General features: G+C 71.1%; 19 protein-coding genes. 11 read left to right on the top strand and 8 right to left on the bottom strand.

Annotation, left to right across the window (positions count from 1 at the left end; all coding sequences use genetic code 11):
* Window positions 1-28: 28 nt before the first annotated feature.
* The 5 genes from J5X75_RS14680 to J5X75_RS14660 all read left to right on the top strand — a co-directional run bounded on the left by J5X75_RS14680 (window position 29) and on the right by J5X75_RS14660 (window position 6,791).
* Complete coding sequence (locus tag J5X75_RS14680) at window positions 29-1,027, top strand: FecCD family ABC transporter permease (RefSeq protein ID WP_307798079.1); 999 nt, start codon at window positions 29-31, stop codon at window positions 1,025-1,027.
* Complete coding sequence (locus tag J5X75_RS14675; protein ID WP_208467919.1) at window positions 1,024-2,097, top strand: FecCD family ABC transporter permease; 1,074 nt, start codon at window positions 1,024-1,026, stop codon at window positions 2,095-2,097. Before J5X75_RS14680 ends, J5X75_RS14675 begins: the two co-directional genes overlap by 4 nt.
* Window positions 2,094-3,860 (top strand): ABC transporter transmembrane domain-containing protein, encoded by a 1,767-nt coding sequence (locus tag J5X75_RS14670; protein WP_208467918.1) that lies wholly within the window; start codon window positions 2,094-2,096, stop codon window positions 3,858-3,860. The genes J5X75_RS14675 and J5X75_RS14670 overlap by 4 nt, the downstream gene beginning before the upstream one ends.
* On the top strand, window positions 3,857-5,599 hold the full coding sequence (locus J5X75_RS14665) for an ABC transporter ATP-binding protein (protein ID WP_208467917.1): 1,743 nt from the start codon (window positions 3,857-3,859) through the stop codon (window positions 5,597-5,599). The genes J5X75_RS14670 and J5X75_RS14665 overlap by 4 nt, the downstream gene beginning before the upstream one ends.
* Before the next feature lie 202 nt (window positions 5,600-5,801).
* Window positions 5,802-6,791: an NAD-dependent epimerase/dehydratase family protein gene (locus J5X75_RS14660; protein WP_208467916.1), complete on the top strand. Its 990-nt coding sequence runs from the start codon at window positions 5,802-5,804 to the stop codon at window positions 6,789-6,791.
* A gap of 73 nt (window positions 6,792-6,864) precedes the next feature.
* Here the strand turns inward: J5X75_RS14660 and J5X75_RS44275 are convergent, their stop codons facing one another.
* The 5 genes from J5X75_RS44275 to J5X75_RS14640 form a co-directional block, all read right to left on the bottom strand.
* Window positions 6,865-7,302 carry a phosphotransferase gene (locus J5X75_RS44275; protein WP_238487948.1) on the bottom strand — a complete coding sequence of 146 codons (438 nt, stop codon included), beginning with the start codon at window positions 7,300-7,302 and terminating at the stop codon, window positions 6,865-6,867.
* A 108-nt stretch (window positions 7,303-7,410) separates the two neighbouring features.
* Window positions 7,411-7,659 carry a hypothetical protein gene (locus J5X75_RS44270; protein WP_238487946.1) on the bottom strand — a complete coding sequence of 83 codons (249 nt, stop codon included), beginning with the start codon at window positions 7,657-7,659 and terminating at the stop codon, window positions 7,411-7,413.
* 41 nt (window positions 7,660-7,700) lie between these two features.
* Window positions 7,701-8,105: an NUDIX hydrolase gene (locus J5X75_RS14650; RefSeq protein ID WP_208467915.1), complete on the bottom strand. Its 405-nt coding sequence runs from the start codon at window positions 8,103-8,105 to the stop codon at window positions 7,701-7,703.
* Window positions 8,102-9,028 carry a hypothetical protein gene (locus J5X75_RS14645; RefSeq protein ID WP_208467914.1) on the bottom strand — a complete coding sequence of 309 codons (927 nt, stop codon included), beginning with the start codon at window positions 9,026-9,028 and terminating at the stop codon, window positions 8,102-8,104. The genes J5X75_RS14650 and J5X75_RS14645 overlap by 4 nt, the downstream gene beginning before the upstream one ends.
* Window positions 9,025-9,408 carry a hypothetical protein gene (locus tag J5X75_RS14640; protein ID WP_208467913.1) on the bottom strand — a complete coding sequence of 128 codons (384 nt, stop codon included), beginning with the start codon at window positions 9,406-9,408 and terminating at the stop codon, window positions 9,025-9,027. Before J5X75_RS14640 ends, J5X75_RS14645 begins: the two co-directional genes overlap by 4 nt.
* A gap of 216 nt (window positions 9,409-9,624) precedes the next feature.
* On the opposite strand from J5X75_RS14640, the gene J5X75_RS14635 reads away from it, so the two are divergent.
* Window positions 9,625-9,861: a hypothetical protein gene (locus tag J5X75_RS14635; RefSeq protein WP_208467912.1), complete on the top strand. Its 237-nt coding sequence runs from the start codon at window positions 9,625-9,627 to the stop codon at window positions 9,859-9,861.
* Between the two features lie 181 nt (window positions 9,862-10,042).
* Here J5X75_RS14635 and J5X75_RS14630 read toward each other — a convergent pair whose 3' ends face one another.
* Window positions 10,043-10,219, bottom strand: a complete 177-nt coding sequence (locus J5X75_RS14630; RefSeq protein WP_208467911.1) for a hypothetical protein — start codon at window positions 10,217-10,219, stop codon at window positions 10,043-10,045.
* A gap of 629 nt (window positions 10,220-10,848) precedes the next feature.
* Here J5X75_RS14630 and J5X75_RS14625 point away from each other — a divergent pair.
* Genes J5X75_RS14625 through J5X75_RS14615 form a run of 3 tightly spaced genes read left to right on the top strand, consistent with a single transcriptional unit; the run spans window position 10,849 to window position 13,948 of the window.
* Window positions 10,849-12,246: a serine hydrolase domain-containing protein gene (locus tag J5X75_RS14625; RefSeq protein ID WP_208467910.1), complete on the top strand. Its 1,398-nt coding sequence runs from the start codon at window positions 10,849-10,851 to the stop codon at window positions 12,244-12,246.
* Window positions 12,243-13,307: a sensor histidine kinase gene (locus J5X75_RS14620; protein ID WP_208467909.1), complete on the top strand. Its 1,065-nt coding sequence runs from the start codon at window positions 12,243-12,245 to the stop codon at window positions 13,305-13,307. The genes J5X75_RS14625 and J5X75_RS14620 overlap by 4 nt, the downstream gene beginning before the upstream one ends.
* Window positions 13,304-13,948 carry a response regulator gene (locus J5X75_RS14615; protein WP_208467908.1) on the top strand — a complete coding sequence of 215 codons (645 nt, stop codon included), beginning with the start codon at window positions 13,304-13,306 and terminating at the stop codon, window positions 13,946-13,948. The genes J5X75_RS14620 and J5X75_RS14615 overlap by 4 nt, the downstream gene beginning before the upstream one ends.
* A gap of 64 nt (window positions 13,949-14,012) precedes the next feature.
* Here J5X75_RS14615 and J5X75_RS14610 read toward each other — a convergent pair whose 3' ends face one another.
* Entirely contained in the window at window positions 14,013-15,431 is a 1,419-nt protein-coding gene (locus J5X75_RS14610; RefSeq protein ID WP_208467907.1) for an RICIN domain-containing protein, read from the bottom strand.
* A 131-nt stretch (window positions 15,432-15,562) separates the two neighbouring features.
* Between J5X75_RS14610 and J5X75_RS14605 the strand changes: the two genes are divergently transcribed.
* Window positions 15,563-16,786 carry an RNA-guided endonuclease InsQ/TnpB family protein gene (locus J5X75_RS14605; RefSeq protein WP_208467906.1) on the top strand — a complete coding sequence of 408 codons (1,224 nt, stop codon included), beginning with the start codon at window positions 15,563-15,565 and terminating at the stop codon, window positions 16,784-16,786.
* 132 nt (window positions 16,787-16,918) lie between these two features.
* On the top strand, window positions 16,919-17,938 hold the full coding sequence (locus J5X75_RS14600) for a substrate-binding domain-containing protein (protein WP_307798078.1): 1,020 nt from the start codon (window positions 16,919-16,921) through the stop codon (window positions 17,936-17,938).
* Window positions 17,939-17,980: 42 nt separating this feature from the next.
* Here the strand turns inward: J5X75_RS14600 and J5X75_RS14595 are convergent, their stop codons facing one another.
* Window positions 17,981-18,220, bottom strand: a complete 240-nt coding sequence (locus J5X75_RS14595) for a hypothetical protein (protein WP_208467904.1) — start codon at window positions 18,218-18,220, stop codon at window positions 17,981-17,983.
* Window positions 18,221-18,237: the final 17 nt, after the last annotated feature.

Raw genomic sequence — 18,237 nt, 5'->3', positions numbered from 1 at the left:
GCGCCACGACGGTCCGGGCACCGTACCGGTGCCCGGACCGCGTCGGCGTCTGATCGGGCTGGTCGTCGCGCTCGTGGTCCTGCTGCTCCTGCTGGTGCTGAGCGTGATGATCGGGTCGACGGCGATCGCACCGTCCGTGGTGTGGGACGCCCTGTTCCATCCGTCCGCCGACATCGATCAGTTCGCCATCCGTGACTACCGGCTGCCGCGTACCGTCGCCGGGCTCGTCGTCGGCGCGGCGCTCGGCGTGTCGGGAGCGTTGATCCAGGCGCTGACCCGCAACCCGCTGGCCGATCCGGGCATCCTCGGCCTCCACGCGGGCGCCTCCTTCGCGGTGACCGTCGCCGTGGGGCTGCTCGGAGTCCGCGACATCGGTGGCTACATGTGGTTCGCCTTCGCCGGGGCGCTGATCGTCACGCTCATGGTGCTCGCCCTCGGGGCGACCCGGCAGGGGCAGTCACCGGTGGTCATGGTGCTCGCCGGGGTCTGCATCGGCGCGGTGCTCAGAGGCGCCGGGTCGGCGCTCGAGCTGACCAACCCCGCCGCGTTCGACGTGATGCGGGCCTGGAACGCCGGTTCGATCGTGGCCCGGCCACTCGATCTGGTGTGGCCGATCGTGCCGTTCCTGGTGGTGGGTCTCGTCCTGGCCGTCGTGGTGTCCGGTTCGCTGAACGCCATGGCCCTGGGCGACGACCTGGCGGCCGCCCAGGGCGTCCGCCTGACGCGGACCCGCGTCCTCGCGATCATCGCGCTCACTCTGCTCGCCGGCGGAGCGACCGCGATCGCCGGGCCGATCGGCTTCGTCGGGCTCATGGTGCCGCACGTGGCTCGCTGGATCGTCGGCCCGAACCAGCGCTGGATCTTCGCCTACAGCGTCCTGCTGGCCCCGATCCTGCTGCTGGCCTCCGACATCCTCGGGCGCGTCGTCATGCACCCGAGCGAGATCCCCGTCGGCATCGTCACCGCGTTCGTCGGTGCTCCCGTCCTCATCGTGCTGGTGCGGCGGAAGAAGGCGAGCCGACTGTGAGCACAGGCGTTTCGTCCGCGCCCCCTCGCTCGGCGGGAGAGGCGCGGCGGGTGCTGGTGCTGCGGCACGGGAGGATCGCGGTACGGCTCGAGTGGCGTTCGGTCGTCGTCTGCGCCGTGCTCGCGCTGGCGGCCGCGGGCGTGGCGGTGCTCGCGCTGATGACCGGCTCGTACCAGCTCGGTCCCGGGCAGGTGGTCTCCGCGCTGACCGGCGGCGAGACCGGGCTCGTCCACGACATCGTGGTCGAGTGGCGGCTGCCCCGGGTGGCGGCGGCGCTGGTGTTCGGCGCCGCGCTCGGGGTGTCCGGTGCGGTCTTCCAGTCGATCCTGCGCAACCCGCTCGCCGACCCCGGCATCATCGGGTTCTCCCAGGGCTCCTACACCGGAGCGCTGATCGTGATCCTGGTCGTCAACGGCACCTACTGGCAGCTGGTCGGCGGGGCACTGGTGGGCGGCATGGCCACCGCCCTCGCCGTGTACCTGCTCGCTCACCGGCGAGGGGTGCAGGGATTCCGGCTGATCATCGTCGGCATCGGCGTCTCCGCCATGCTCGATTCGCTGAACACCTGGTTGATCCTCAAAGCCGAGCTGGAGCAGGCGATGGCCGCGGCCGCGTGGGGTGCCGGGTCGCTCAACGGTGTGTCGTGGGATCGCGTGGTCATCGGCGGGGCCTGCATCGCCGTGTTCCTGCTGATGGCGGCGATGTTGAGCCGGCCGATGCGGCAGATGGAGCTGGGGGACGATGCGGCCGCCTCTCAGGGGGTGCGGGTCTCGCCCGTCCGCCTCGGCCTGATCGCGGTGGGCGTGGCGCTGACCGCGACCGTCACCGCCGCATCCGGGCCGATCGCCTTCATCTCCCTGCTCGCGCCGCAGATCGCCCGCCGGCTCGCCCGCACCGCCGGGATCACCCTCGCACCCGCCGCCCTGGTCGGCGCGCTGTTGTGCCTGGCGGCGGACTACATCGCCCAGCACATCGCGCCCACGCCCCTGCCGGTGGGGATCATCACCGTCATGCTCGGCGGCGGCTATCTGGGCCGGCTGCTGTTCACCGAGGCCAGGAGACGCCTGTGAACCCGCACGCCGATCCGGCGGGACTGGGACGAGGACCACTGACCCGCCGACTCCCCGTCCTCCTGGACGCACCCGCCGAGCCGCTCCAGGCCCCGCCGTTCGCGGCTCCGGCGGGCACCACACCGGGCAGGTTCCTGCTGCGCGTGATCCTCTCGGTGCGGCGGGTCAGCGTTCCCGCGATGCTGCTGGCCATCGTGTGGCAGGTGGGCGAGTCGGCGGTCCCGGTGGTGATGGGGCTCGCGATCGACCGGGCGCTGGCGACCGGGGACACGGGACAGCTGACGCTGTGGCTCGGTGCACTGATCGCCCTGTACGTCGCGCTGACGTCGGCGGCGAAACTCTCGCTGCGGCTGACCGCCTATGCGGTGCAGCTGCTGCAACACCGGCTCCGGGGCACCCTGTCGACCGGCGTGCTGCATCCGGTCGACGGCGCCGCCCATGCGCCGGACGGCGGCGTCGTCTCGCTGATGACGAACGACGTCGCCCGCCTGGCCAACGCGGTGATCCTGGCCATCATGCCGATCGCGCGGATCGCGGCCATCGCATTCATCGCGGCATCGCTGGTGGCGGCGCACCGGCTGCTCGGACTCGTGGTGCTGATCGGAGCGCCGGTCGCGGTCTGGTCGATGGGCGTGCTCAGCGAGCGGTTCTCCCGGGACACCCGCGCGTACCAGGAGCTGCTGGCCGCCACCGTCGGGCGGGCCACCGACCTCGTCGCCGGCTACCGCGTCGTCAAGGGGATCGGCCGGCGCGCCGAGGCGGAGGCGACCAGACGGTACCGGCAGGCGAGTCAGGAGACCCTCGCCGGCGCCGAACGCAACGCCGGCCTGCTGGGACGGTTCCTCGTGGGCTCCGGGGTGGTCACCGGCGTGTTCGTCGCGACGGTGATGGGACTGGCCGGTTGGCTCGCCGTCGACGGACAGCTGAGCATCGGCGAGCTGATCGCCGCCGTCGGCCTGACCCAGGCACTCCTGCCGCAGATCGAGTCCATCGCGAACGTGTCCATCCCCAACCTCGCCGGAGCCCGCGCCTCGGCCGTGCGCATCCTCGGCGTGCTGCGGGACGACGGCACCCCCACGCCCGCACCCGGTGACATGACCCGGTGCGAGGTCGCGCTACTTCCGGCACTGGAGGTGTCCGTGCCGACCATCTCCGGGCACGGCGCATCGATCCGGGTGGAACCGGGCGAACTCGTCGGAGTCCGCACGGACGATCGGACTGCGGCCCGCATCGCCGACGCATTACTGAACCCGCGGGCACGCGACGCGGTGGACGTACGGCTCGACGGGCTCCCGGCGCGGGAGCTGCTGCCGGCCGAGTACCGTTCCCGGGTCACCGTCGCCCCGCACCGGGTGACGTTGTTCAGCGGCACGCTCCGCGGCAACCTCACCGTCACCGCCGACGCCCCCGAGCGTGTGGACGCCGCCCACCTGGATGCGGCACTGCGAGCCGCGGCGTGCGACGACTTCGCAGCCGATCTCGACGTCCCGGTCGGCGAGGGCGGCAACCGCCTCTCCGGTGGCCAGCGCCAGCGGGTCGCGCTCGCCCGGGCCCTGGCCGGCGAGGCGCCCGTGCTCGTGCTGCACGACCCGACCACCGCGGTCGACTCGGTCACCGAGCATGCCATCGCCGGCCGGCTGCGCGACATCCGTCAGGGGCGCTCGACGCTGCTGATCGCCTCATCCCCGGCATTGCTCGGTGCCTGCGACCGGGTCGTCGAGCTGTTCGTCGAGGTGCCGGTGGACGCGGGGAGGGCACAGTGAGTCCCGCATCCGCGGCCACCGATGCCGGGCTGCCGGTGGCGGGCGGGCGGGAGACCGCCGCGGAGGTGTGGCGGCTCAGCCGCGGGCACCGGCTCCGGCTCGCCGCGACCGGCGTGCTCGGGATCGTCAGCACCGGCATCGACCTGATCCCACCGGTGGCGATCGGATACCTCGTCGACCACGTGCGGGCCGGCACCGCCGACCTTCGCACCGTGCTGACCCTCACCGCCGTCATGGCGCTCTCGGCGATCCTCGGCGCGGCCGGCACCGCGGTGACGATCGTGCTCGCCACCAGGGTCTACCACACCATCCTCGCCGCGCTGCGCGAACGACTCGTGGGCCGCGCCATGACGCTGCCGCAACACATCGTCGAACGCGCCGGGACCGGAGACCTGATCTCCCGGTCCAGCGACGACGTCACCGCCGTGGCCGACGCCGCCCCCGCGGTCATCCCGGCGTTCACCGTGACCGCCTTCACCATCGTCGTGTCCCTGGGTGGGCTCGCGGCGCTGGAATACCCCTACGCCGCCGCCTTCGCCGTCGTGCTGCCCGTCCACGTGCTCGCCATGCGCTGGTACCTGCGTACCGGGCCGCAGGTGTACCGCGCCGAGCGGACGGCGATGAGTGCCCGCGCCCAGCAGATCCTCGAATCCCAGCGTGGCTACGCCACCGTGCTCGGCTTCGGGCTCGCCGAGCAGCGGCACCATGCCGTGATGAGCGCCTCCTGGAGTGTCGCGGTGCGGTCGCTGCGCGCCCGGATCGTGCAGAGCATGCTCAACGCCCGCCTCAACCTCGGCGAATGCCTGAGCCTGGCCGCCGTGCTCGTCGTCGGGTTCGTCCTGATCGACCACGGAGCCTCCACCGTCGGCGCCGCCACCACCGCGATGCTGCTCGTGCTGCGCCTGCTCGGACCGGTCAACCAACTGCTGTTCGTCATCGACACCCTCCAGTCCGCCCTCGCCTCGCTGAGCCGCATGATCGGCGTCGTCACGATGCCGGACGACGCGGCGGACAGGCTCGGCCCGGCCGCCGGCGCAGGCACCTCCGTCCGGCTCCACCAGGTCGCGTTCAGCTACGACGAAGGCACGCGCGTGCTGAACGATGTCACCCTCGACATCGGTTCCGGTCGGCGCGTCGCCGTGGTCGGGGCCTCCGGGGCGGGCAAGACCACGCTCGCCACCGTGATCGCCGGAATCCACCCGCCCGACGCCGGGACCGTGGCACGGCCGGAGCGCACCGCGGTCATCACCCAGGAGGTGCACGTGTTCGCCGGCTCCCTGCGCGAGAACTTCACGCTCGCCGCACCGGATGCCACCGACCGGGAGATTCTGGACGCACTGGAGACCACCGGGTCAGCCGGTCTGCTCGACCTGATGCCGGACGGCCTCGGCACCGTGGTCGGCATGGGTGGCCTTCCGCTCACCGATGCCCAGGCACAACAGGTCGCGCTCGCCCGGCTGCTGCTCACCGACCCTGACCTGGCGATCCTCGACGAAGCCACGGCCGAAGCCGGTTCCACCAACGCCGGCCTGCTCGACCGTGCCTCCGAAGCCGCCCTGGCAGGTCGTACCGGGCTGGTGATCGCCCATCGGCTGTCACAGGCCGCCGCCTGCGACCGGATCGTGGTCATGGAACACGGACGGATCACCGAGGAGGGTACGCACGACGAGCTCGTCGCGGCACACGGCGTCTACGCACGATTGTGGGAGGCGTGGGACTCCCGTCGAGGCGGCCCATGAGCCGAAGGCGCCCCATCGCGGCTTGAACAGCACGATCTCGTGGTCGCCGGTCCTGTGGGATCGTCCGTTCAGCAGCAGATCGGTGTCCAGGCTCGCCGGTGCCGCCGGTGCCGCCGGTGCCGCCGGTGCTCTGTCGATGACGACGAGGGCGGAATCTTTCCGGTGTGGCGTGACGTGATCGGTCACCGGTACAACGTAAACGGTGCGAACCGCTCTCGTCGTCGGCGGCACCGGCCTGATCGGCCGTGCCGTCGCCCGCCACCTGCTCCGTGACGGCTGGCTGGTCACCGTCACCGGCCGTGACCCGCGCCGTGTGCCCGCCGACCTGACCGATCTCTTCTTCCGCACCGACCGCGACACCTGGCCGTCCGGTGATTACGAACTGGTCGTGGATGCTGCGTGCTTCACGGCTGCGCATTCCCGTCAGGTGCTTCCACTCATGCGGGCGGCCCGGTCGGCTGTGTTGATATCCAGCAAGGCCGTCTATGTTGACGATGCAGGCAACCACGTCAACTCAATGATTCCGCCCCGGTTCCATGGGCCGATCAATGAGGATCAACCCACCCTGCCGCCCGGCGACATGCCCTACGACTCGCCGGAGGGTTACGGCCCGAACAAGGTCGCCGCCGAACAGCTTCTGCTCGACAGCGGCGCCCCGGTCACCGTGCTGCGGCCCTCCAAGGTCCACGGCGAGGGCGCCGCACCGGCCCGGACCTGGTGGTTCGTGAAACGCGCCCGGGATCGTCGGCCCGCCGTGCTGCTCGCCGGCCACGGCCGCGGCGTCGACCATCCGTCCGCGGCGGCGAACATCGCGGCCCTCGTCGCCTGCGTCGCCGACAATCCCGGGCGGCGCATTCTCAATGCCGCCGACCCGTCCGCGCCGGACGGCCTCGCCATCGCCCGGATCGTCGCCGCTCACCTCGGTCACATCTGGGAGGAGGTGCTGCTTCCCGGCTCGTCCCTCGGTTTGCATCCGTTCCACCGGCTTCCCGGCATCGTGCTGGACACCCGGGCGGCTTCGGCGCTCGGATATGTGCCGGTAGGGGATCTCACGACCGAGATCCGGTGGCTGGTCGACCACCCGCCCGTCTCGGATCCGGCGGGCTGGTTCGACTACGCGGCCGAGGATGCTTGGTTGCGGTCGCGGGGGAACGGCGGCGCCGAGGTGACGGCTCAAGGCGGTGGGCGGTGACGGAGGAGACCGTGGGTCGGTTGCCGGCCCACGGCCACCGGGATGAAGCGCCCGAATCGGGATCCGGCGTTTGTCAGTGAGCGCCCGGGTGCGGCGATCGGTGCCAGAAGTCGGAGGGGAGGGATTCGACCTCGGTGGCGGACTGGGCGAGGTTGGAGGCCACCGGGAGGAGGGCGGTGGCGGCCGGATCGCCGGAGGCGGCCATCTGGCGGATCACCTCGGACTGGCGGCGGGCGCGCTGGATCACCACCGTGCCGAAGGCGGCGCGGTCGCCGGTGTAGCCGTAGGCGTCCAGCAGCAGGTGCAATCGTCGGGAACGGTCATCGGGGTGGTGGAAGCCCAGGTGGTGGGCGGCGCCCGGGGTGTAGAGCGGCACCCAGGACAGGGCCGAGAACGCCAGGTCGAACTCGCGCGACGACGGGCCCGCGGTGTCCCAGTCGAAGAAGCCGGCCAGCCGGTCGCCGTCCATCACCGCGTTGTACGGCGCCGCGTCCTGATGGCCGACCACCATGCCGGGGCGCATCTCGCCGCCCGCGAACCAGGTCGCGCCCTCGGGCGGCTGGAAGTCCTCGGTCAGGTCGTGGAGGCGGCGCAGCCACTGCCCGACCTGGGTCAGGGTCTAATCGGCGAAGGCCCACTCCGGCCACGGAACGCGGTCGCCGATCACCTCACCGGGCAGATTGGTCAGCATCTCGCGGCCCTCGCCGTCGAAACCGAGAGCCCGTGGGGCGCCGTCGAAGCCGGCCGCCTCCAGATGGCGCAGCACCGCGTGCACCGTCGGCGTCCACGGTGCCGCACGCTTGTGCACCACGTCGCCGATCCGGGCCGCTCCGACAGTGTTCCCACCGCGCAGTTCCGTTTCACTCACCGCCTCTTCATACGCGACCGCGAGCGGCGGCGACACCGAATTCAGGCGGGACGCAGACGGCCCTCGGTGTGCAGGTGGTCGAGGATCAGCTGGTCGACCGGGGAGACGCGGGAGCGGTGGGCGTGGGTCAGCCAGGCGATCTCCTCGATCTCGTTGTCGGGGTGCGGGGTGCCCACGAACCCGGCGGTGTAGCAGGTCATCCGGACCGTGACGCCGGCTGCGTGGCCGTGCGCCTGTGCGCGGAAGGTGCCCAGGTGGCGGGCGGTGGACGGGTCGATCGTGACGGTCAACTCCTCCCGGATCTCACGGACCAGCGTGTCCACGTCGGTCTCGCCGGGCTCGCGTTTGCCGCCGGGCAGGTAGTAGACGTCCCGGCCGCGGGAGCGGGTGCTCAGGATCCGGCCGCCGATCAGGTGGATCCAGGCGATCTTGTCGATCTCGGTCACGGGGCGGCCGCCGTGAAGGCGGGCTGTTCCCCGGCCAGGCCGCGGATCAGGTAGGTGGTCACGGCCCTGCCGGTCGTGCGTTCGTCGTCGGGGTCGGTGGGCAGCGGCCAGCGTAACTGCCGGTAGAGGGTGGTGCGGTGCACGTCGAAGGCCGCCTCGAGGAGGTCGGCGTAGCGGGCGGCACGGTACGGCGCCCACAGCAGGACCGCCCACAGGGTGAGAGCGGCGCCGATCGGCAGCGCCCAGATGCTCCAGCCGGTGAACGACAGGAACGCCAGCGACCAGATGGCGGCCGCCACGGCCCGGTCCAGGCCGGTACGGGCGGCGCCGATGTCCGCCCGTACCGGCTCCGGCAGAACCAGCCACAGGTGCGGCCAGACGGTGGGCGTGTCCAGGCGGTACTTCTCGTACGGCCGGGTCTCGGCGGCCCGCAGCATGTTGCCGAGCCGGGTCGGCATCATCCACTGAGGGCTGGGCAGCCGCCGCAGCCGCTGCTCGCAGCGGGCGAAGTCGGCGTGCACCTGGTCGAGGTCGCTGCCGGCCGCCGGATCCCGCCGCTTGGTCTCCAGGTCGGTCAGCTGCTTGGTGAGGGTTTCGTGCCGCTTCTTCTTGCGGTTGACCAGGGACCGGCGCAGCGGCCGCGGCCAGTAGCCCTCCAGCAGGCGCAGGGCCGGGCGGGTCAGCAGGGTGACCAGCGCGGTGGAGGCGTAGGCGCCGGCCAGAATCAGCGCCACCACGGCCAGTACGGCCAGGACGGGCAACTCGGCGGCGTCGGCGCCGAGGGCGAGCAGCCTGTCCCAGCCGCCGTTGGTGGACAGCCAGGCCAGAGCGCCGCCGGTCCAGAAGATCAGGGCGGGGCCGATCCGGGTCAGCGCCCGCTCGACCACGTGCCCGGCCACCGCCTCGCCGATCGCGTCGATCATCGGCCGGGGACCAGCCGCAGCGGGATCTGGTGCTCGGGGCAGAGCGGCACCTCTTGCGACAGCGAACTGCGGAACCAGGTCGCATGCGGGCCGTACCGGCACTCGTACCGCTGGAGGGACGATCCGGCTCCGTCACCGGCGAGCGGCTCATAGGGCGTCTTGCCCGGGTTCAGCGGGTCGTCCAGGGCGTTGGTGACGTAGCGCTGGATCTCGGGTACGGACGAGAACAGCTCCGCCAGGCGGGTGTCGACGTCCTTGCCGTCGTCGTGCTCGCGGAGGAGCTGTTCGATGGCGGCGCTCAACCGGGTGGCCTCGGCGTCGTCCACCAGCATGCCCAGCGAGGGACGCAGGCTCCGGGCAAGATCGGTCAGTACGCTCACAGGCCCTCCGGTCGAGCGGCGGCAAACGGAGCTCCACTGTAAACGTCGTGAGGGTGACGGCGCGCTCACGCCCGGCGGGCGCGGCACGGCCGTGCCGGCGCTGCCGGCTTGCGGTGTCCGGCGGTTCCTCCTCCTGCGCGTACGAGAAAGGGTTTCGCGAACTGCTCAGCGTCCCGGCGTCGGACGCCGACGGATCGCCGGCGCCACCGCCGAACGGTGCAGCCGGCTACGCGCCGGACGGTCCGCCCGCCGCTGCCCGCTCCCGGATTCGCCGCCCTCACCGGCGCCACCGCCGAGACGGTGCAGCCGGCTACGCGCCGGACGGTTCGCCCGCCGCTGCCCGCTCCGGGATTCGCCGCCCTCACCGGCGCCGACCCCGACCGCCTCGACAAACTCGTCGAGACCGGCCTGCCGGAGACCCCGGCCATGATCACTACGGGACGCCCGGCCTGATCCGCCTCTGCGCCGCCGAACGCCTGCACGCCGAGGAGACCGCCGCGGCCCGGCGGCGGGTGATCGACGTGCTTTTCAAGGATTTCGTACGCTCCTGAGCAGTCCCGCCGTACCGCACGGCCTGACCGGCGGGTCCGGCCCGCGGGCCGCCGCCGGGCTGAGCTGCCCACTCACCCGGTGGTCAGCTCCGTCCCGCGGCGGTGTCCATCGAGCTGCGCGCCCGGCTCGCCGGGTGCCGTGGCATCCGGGTCACCTCCGGTTCGGTGTCGTCGTCGGCCGCCTCCTCCCGCCGGAACGCCCCGGCCAGCTTGTCCCCGTGAATCTTGAGCGACTCCTGTTGAGGCCGTGGTTCTTCCATGCCCCCATCGTCATCCCAGCCGGCCGCCCGCGACCCGGATTCGCGCAGAGTGCCGCCGGGCCCACTCGTATCCGGCTCGCACCTCGCCGCGACCCCAGCTCACCCAACCGCATCATCGCGGCCCACCCGGCCGTCGCCCCGGCCTGCTCGTTCGGCTGTCGTCCCGGCCTGCTCGTTCGGCTGTCGTCCCGGCCTGCTCGTTCGGCTGTCGTCCCGGCCTGCTCGTTCGGCTGTCGTCCCGGCCTGCTCGTTCGGCTGTCGTCCCGGCCGCCCTGGCGAGAATGCCTCGCCAGCAGCGTTCCTGCCACCACAGGATGGTGTCGACCAGAACCGCCCGGTCGGCCTCCGTCCCATCCACCCCCGGCTGATCTTGTCCCGCTGGCCCTCAGCGCTGTTTCGAGTGCTTGAGACAGCACCCGCGGCCAGCGGAGCAAGATCGACTACGGTGCATGGTCGGCTGCGGACAGGACGGGAGGATCTGCTGGGAAGCCGGTCGGGATGGGCAGGTCGAAGCGCAGCCGGTGGGGCTCGGGACCGGATACAGGGTTGGAGACCTGACGAAGGTCAGGGGTGCCGGGGTGTCGATCAGGTCCTGTGCGGGGCTGCCCGGATTTCTAGCGTCTACCGGCATGTGGCTGAACCGAATTCTCGTCGTCACCGCTGTCGCGCTCGCTGTTCCCGGGGCGCCGGCAGCGGCCGCGCCGGTCGTGGACACCGGGGCGGTGGAACGGGTCGTGACCGGGTTCGCGGACCGGTCCGGCTACCCCGGAGTGGCGATCGCCATCACCAAGGGTGACCGGGTGCTGCACACGGCCGGCTACGGGGACGTCACCGACCGGACCCTGTTGCCGATCGCCTCGGTGAGCAAGGCGTTCACCGCGCTCGCCGTGATGCGGCTGGTGGAGGCGGGGCGGCTGACCTTGGACACGCCCGTCGGGGAGCATCTTCCCGGGCTTCCGGAGCGGATCACCGTACGTCATCTGTTGCAGCAGACGTCCGGGATCACCGACCGCACGCTGCGGGAGAAGAGCCTGCCGCAACCGTCGTCGCCGGCCGAGGCCGCGGAGCGGGCGAAAGCCGCGACGACGGCGAGCGAGCCGGGCAGCGACTACTCGTACACGAACACGAACTATCACCTCCTGGCCCGCCTGGTGGAGGTGGTGACGGGGGAGCGGTTCGGTGATCACCTGTTGCGGAACGTGTTCACACCACTTGACATGACCGACACCGTCAACATTGATCAGACGCCGCGTGACTTGCCGAAAGAAGTCAAGCCAGGACATGTGTACGCCGTGGGCGTGTCCCTTGCCGCGACCGAGCCGACCCGGTTCGTCAGTGGATCGGACGGAGTGGTCACCACAGCACGTGACATGGGGCGCTGGCTGACCGCACAGCACGGGACCCGGTTGTTGTCGGCGGCCGGGATGACGACGATGCGCACGCCGTCCGGGCCCGGCCACTCGTACGCGATGGGCTGGGACACCGACGACGACGGCACGGTCAAACACGACGGCATCTGGTTCACCTACACCGCCAGCGTCCTGATGCGGCCGTCCGGGTACGGGGTCGCGGTCCTCGGCGACAGTGGGTTCAGCCTGGCCACCGAAGGCACCCCGGCCCTCGCCCGCGACCTGGCCCGGCTGCTCGAAGGCGGCGATCCGGGCACGCCCGCGCCGACCCGGCTGATCACCGACCTGGTGCTGCTCGCCCTGACCACCGGGACGGTGCTGCTCGGGATCCGGCGGCTGCGTGGCGCGGTCACCTGGCCGGACCGTCGCCTGCCGCTGCTGCGCCTGGTGCCGCGGGTGCTGCCGGTGGTCCTCTTCGTGAGCCTGCCGTGCGTATTGGGAGTCGGCGTCGGCGGCGGGCGGGACATCACGTTCGGTCAGGTGATGTACGTGGTGCCGATGCTGGTGCTGTGGAGCGCGGCGGCCGCCGCCATGAACGCCGCCACGATCGTCGCCCGTGGTACGGCCGTGTTCCGTCGCCGCCGGGTGGCTCCGGCAGCCGCGAACGTGAAAGCATGACGGGTGTGTGGCGGGTTTGGCGGGACACGGCGCCCGCCTGGGTGATCGGGCTGCTCGCCGTGCTGCTGCTCGCCGTCACCACCGGGTTCGGCGTGCTGCCGTGGCCGCTCGCGAGCGGTGCGCTGCTCGGGCCGGTGGTGGGTTTCGCTGTGCTGCGCCCGTACCCTCTCGTGTCCTTGACGTTGAGCGCGGCAGCGAGCGTGACCCTGCCGCTCGCCCTGACCACCGCGGTGCCGTTGTGGGCCGCCGCGCTCGGCGCGGTGAATGTGCTGGTCAGCGTGCTCGCCGGGCAGCGGATGCCGCACGCCCGCCCCGCGCTGGCCGTCTTCGCGGCAGCCGTGGTCGCGAGCCTGTTCGCGGAACCGGCCACCGGGGCTCTGCTACTCACCGTCACCGTCGTCCTGCCCTGGATGGCCGGCCGGTCCCTGCGGCAGCAGGCGGGGCTGGCCGCCGCCGGCATCGAACAGGCGCGTCTGCACGAGCGCAACCGGATCGCCCGCGACATGCACGACACCCTGGGACACGAGTTGAGCCTGCTCGCGCTCCGGGCCGGCGCCCTGGAACTGACCGTCGCCGAACCGCACCGTGCGGCGGCCGCCGACCTGCGGGAACGGGCGGGCGCGGCGGTCGCGCGGCTCGCCGGGATCGTCACCGTGCTGCGTGACGGTGAGCCGGCGCCGCTGGAACCGGACCGCGTCGAGGATCTCGTCGAGCGCGCGGCGCGGGCGGGCGCGCCGGTCACGCTGGAGTGGCACGGCAGCCGCTCGTTGCCGCCGATGGCCGGGCTGACCGCGTACCGGGTGGTTCAGGAGAGTCTCACCAATGCGCTCAAGCATGCGCCGGGTGCGCCGGTCCGGGTGTGTCTGCGCACCGCCGACGGGCTCACCACGGTGACCGTCAGTAATCGCGATGGGGTGCGGGGGCGGAAGGCGCCCGGCGCGCGGGCCGGGCTGGCCGGGCTGCGGGAGCGGGTACGGCTGGCGGGCGGCACGTTCCGGGCCGGCCCGAACGGTGACGATTTCGAGGTGGAGGCCCGGCTGCCGCATGCGGAGGCGCCGTGATCCGGATCCTGCTGGCCGACGACGAGATGCTCATCCGGGCCGGGGTTCGCGCCATTCTCGACACCGATCCGGAATTGTCGGTGATCGCCGAGGCGGGGGACGGGCGCGAAGCCGTGGAACTGGCGGCGGCGCGCCGGCCGGATGTGGCGCTGCTCGACATCCGGATGCCGCGGCTCGACGGACTGGCCGCGGGAACGGAGATTCTGCGGGCGATGCCGTCGACCGGAGTGGCCATGCTGACGACCTTCGGTGAGGACGAATACCTGAGCCGGGCGCTGTCCTTCGGGGCGCGGGGCTTCCTGCTCAAATCGGGGAATCCGCGGGAACTGCTCGCCGGGGTGCACGCGATCGCGGCCGGTGGGGCGTTTCTGTCGCCCGAGCTGACCGTACGGATGATCGATCGGCTCAACGGTCTGCATCCGGCGCCGAGCGCGCGGGCGCGGGTGGAGGCGCTCACCGGCCGGGAGCGGGAGGTGCTCGCCCTCGTGGGGGCCGGGCTCTCCAACGCTCAGATCGCGCGGCGTCTGCACCTGGTGGAAGGGACCGTGAAAGGGCACGTCAGTGCGATTCTCACCAGGCTCGGCGTCGGCAACCGGGTGCAGGCCGCGATCGTCGCCCACGAGGCCGGGATCCTGGATTGACCGGTCGCCGGGCCCGGCCGCCGCGGGTGCTGCGGCCGGGACCGGGCGATCGGTCGCGCCGTGTCTACGACGCTGTTCTCGACCATTGCTGGTTGGTGCCGGAACCGCAGCTGTACTGCTGGATGTCGGCGCCGTCGGCGGTGTTGGACGAGACCACGTCCAGGCATTTTCCGCTGTGCCGGGCCTTGATCTGGAAATAGCCGCCGGTCGCGGCCCACTGCCACTGCTGGTTGGTGCCGTTCCCGCAGGTGTACTGGATGATGTTGGCGCCGTCGGCGGTGGACGCGGAGGCCACGTCGAGGCATTTGCCGCTGTGCAGGGCGACGATCTGGAAATAGCCGTTCCCGGCGTCCCGGAATTCGAATCGCTGGTTTCCGCCGCTGTTCCAGGTGTACTGCTTGATCTCGGCGCTGTTGGCCATCGACGCGCTCACCACGTCCATCACCTTGCCGCTGTTGCGGTTCGTGACCCGGTAATAGGTGGCCGCGTTTCCGGTGACCGTTCCGGCGGCCGCGTCGACGGTGACCGTCGGGTACCAGGAGAGCGACATCGACGTGTTCGACGGGAAGCCGATCGGCAGCCAGACGTAACGGGAATCGTTGACCGGGCCGCCCCAGGCTCCGGCCCAGCGGTCGCCGAGATAGAGATAGCTCGTGCCGGACGTGCCCTGAACAGGCAGGACGTAGGCGGGCTGTGACCCGAACGTGGTGGAGTCGCCGACATTCGTCCAGCCGGACCACGGCCCGCTGATGCTGGTGGCGGTGGCGTATTTCGCCTGGTTCGGATTCCATCCGGAGGTGCCCGAGGTGAGCAGGAAATAGACGCCGTTGCGTTTGAACATGGCCGGCGCCTCGCGGGTCGCGTTGTCCCAGAAATTGCCGACCAGCGCCGCGATCTGGAGGTAGTCGGCGGTGAGCCGGTAGATCTGGAGGTCCCGGTTCTCGTCCGCCGCCGAGATCATGTAGGCGGTGCCGCCGTCCTCCCAGATAGTGATATCTCGGGACATGTACTGGTTCAGCGGCCGGAAGCTGCCGTGATAGGTGTAGGTGCCGTCGACCGTCGCCGAGGACGCCACCGCGGCCCGCGCCTCGCCGTAGTCGGTGCCGTTCTCCTTGTGCATCCACATCACGTAGCGGCCGGTGGACGCGTTGTAGATCACCTTCGGCCGTTCGATCTTGGAGCTGCCCAGCTCGGACGCCGATGACGAGGTGAGCACGTTGTTGCGGAACTCCCAGGTCCGCAGATCCGAGGAGCGGTAGACCGAGACGGCCCGGAACGTGTCGTCGGCGTTGCGGTTCTCGCCGAACCAGTACCAGTACGAACCCACCTTGATCATCCCGCCGCCGTGGGCGTGCACCCCGGCGCCGCTGGTGTCGGTGAACTGGACGCCGTTGGTGATGGTGACCGGTGCTGCCTGTGCCGGCGCGGGTGGCATCAACAGCAGCGCCACCAGCGCCGCCATGGCCGCGGCGAACAATCTCATCAGAATCCTTTCGTGGAAGGTCCGGCGTTGCAGGCCGGAGAGGAAACGGAATCGCCCGCGGAGTAGGGCAGGGACACCGATTCGCCGATCCCGCCGCTACCGCGGTCGTACGCCTGTTCCATCCTGTGTGGATGGTGATGGTGGTGGAACGCGGATACCGTTTCCGCTTCTATCCCACCCCGGCGCAGGCTGACCTGCTGACACGGACGTTCGGGTGTGTCCGGTTGGTGTACAACCTGGGGTTGCAGGCCCGCCGTGACGCGTGGCAGCAGCGGCAGGAGGCGCTCGGCTATGGTGCGACGTCGGCGTTGTTGACCGGCTGGAAGAAGACCGCCGAGTACAGCTTCTTGACCGAGGTGTCGTCTGTGCCGTTGCAGCAGGCGTTGCGGCACCTTGACACCGCCTACCAAAAGTTCTTCGGCGGTGAGTGCCGGTATCCGCGGTTCAAGTCGCGGAAGAGGTCGCGTCGGTCGGCGGAGTTCACCGCGAGTGCCTTCACCTACGAGTCTGGTGAGTTGCGGTTGGCGAAGCTGATGGATACGCCGCTGGCTGTGGTGTGGTCGCGGCCGTTGCCGGAGGGCGTGGTGCCGTCGACGGTGACCGTGTCCCAGGATCGGGCCGGCCGCTGGTTCGTTTCCCTGCGATGCAAAGCCCCGGCTGCCACCGCTCCCGCCACCGGCCAGATGGTAGGGATCGATGCCGGGTTGAACCGGCTGTTGACCTTCTCGACTGGTGAGGCGGTGGAGAATCCGCGGCAGGAGCGCCGTGAACGCGGGCGGCCGGCCCGGGCGCAGCGGGAGCTGGCGCGTAAGGAGAAGGGCTCCCGGAACAGGGAGAAGGCGCGGGTGCGGGTGGCGCGGGTGCAGGCCCGGGTCGCGGACCGGCGCCGGGACATGTGGCATCAGGTGACGACTCGGCTCGTGCGCGAAAATCAAGTGCTCGTGATCGAGGACCTCGCCGTCCGCAACATGCTCAAGAACCACACGCTTGCGCGGGCGATCAGCGACGCCTCCTGGGGCCTGTTCCGGATCCTGCTCGAATCCACGGCGACCGAGTATGGGCGGACGCTGATCGTGGTGCCACGCTGGTACCCGTCCACCCGGCTCTGCTCGCACTGCGGGGTGCGGGCGGCGAAGTTGGATCTGTCGGTGCGGGCCTGGACCTGCACCGGCTGCAATGCGAAGCATGATCGGGACGTGAACGCGGCCCGTAACATTTTGGCCGCCGGGCTGGCGGTGACGGCCTGTGGAGCTGATGTAGGACCTCAACGGGGAACACCTTCCGGGCGGGCGATCGGCGATGAAGCAGGAAACACTCTGGGGCGACCCAGTGGAATCCCCGTCCCTTCCGGGTAGGGAGAAGTCAACCGACTCTCCGATCGATGCGTAAGAATGTGCGTAACGTCTTCGTAAACGGTCGGAAACGGTGAGGCCATGGTGCGATCCCGCTCGGTCGGAAACGCAACCAATCGAACAACGCTGTTCTCGGTGCAGCGGCACGAGCACCTGCTCACCGAACTACGGCGCAGCGGCGCCGTACGGGTCAGTGATCTGGCCCGTGACCTGGGCGTCAGCGAGTTGACCATCCGCCGGGACATCGCCGCCCTGGCCGCCCGCAACCTGGTCCACCGGGTGCACGGCGGCGCCACCCTGCCCGCCGCGACCCGCCCGCTGCCGCCGCGGGCCACCCGCCCGGCCACGTTCACGATCGGCATGGTGGTGCCGTCGCTCGACTTCTACTGGCCGCCGATCGTCGCCGGCGCCCGCGCGGCCGGCGCGGCGCTCGGCGTCAACGTGCAACTGCGCGGCTCCAGCTACGACCCGGAGGAGGACCGGCGGCAGATCGCCCGGCTCGTCGACGCCGGCCAGGTGCAGGGCCTGCTGCTCGCGCCCAGCCTGGACGGCGAGGACGCCGACCGGATGATCGGCTGGATCACCCGCCTGCCGGTCCCGGCCATCCTCGTCGAACGCCAGCCGAGACGATGGACCGCCGCTCCGCGGCAGGTCGAATGGGTGCGCAGCGATCACTCTCTCGGGTTGGAGATCGCCGTCAATCACCTGTACGACCAGGGCCACCGCCGCATCGGCCTGGTCCTGTCCGGAGGCAGCCCCACGTCGGCCTACCTGCTGCGCGGCTGGCACCGCGCCTGCGCCGACCTGGGCATCCCCGACGACGCGGTGAACCCGCGCTACACCGTCGGCTCGGGCCTGACCGCGCTGATCGTGCACAGTGACCCGCAGGCCATCGCGGTCGCCCAGGCGTGCGCCGAGCAGGGCATCCGCGTCCCCGACGACCTGGCCATCGTCTCCTACGACGACGAGGTGGCCCACCTGGCCGAACCCCCGCTGACCGCGATCCGCCCGTCGAAGAACCACGTCGGCCGAACCGCCGTCGAACTCATGGTCTCCCGCCTGATCGACGGCGACCGCCGCCCGGTCCAGGGCGTCCTGGTCGCCCCCGAACTGGTGGTCCGCCAGTCCTCCCTCTCCCGCCGGGTCCGCGCCTGACCACCGGCATCCTCTACCCGGGCGACGCCGCCCGGGAGCCCGTCAGCCGGCGCGGTGATAGGCCTGCGCGACCACACGCAGCGCGTGGGTCAGGCCGGCGTAGCGGTCGTCGGCGGGGTCCATGACCTGCCACTCCTGTGCGAGGCTCTGGACCAGGTCGAGCATCGGGAGGTGGCTGTCGAGCAGCGCCTCCCCGCCGAACCGGTGCGCGACATCGGCATAGGCGTGGTTGTCGGCGTCGATGCAACGGATCAGGTAACTGATGAGCTCTCGGTCGTCCATCGGCTCATCATGACGTG

Origin of the sequence: Actinoplanes flavus (assembly GCF_017592555.1) — a bacterium.
Taxonomy (GTDB): domain Bacteria; phylum Actinomycetota; class Actinomycetes; order Mycobacteriales; family Micromonosporaceae; genus Actinoplanes; species Actinoplanes flavus.
This window is presented reverse-complemented; position numbering and strand designations above follow the sequence as displayed.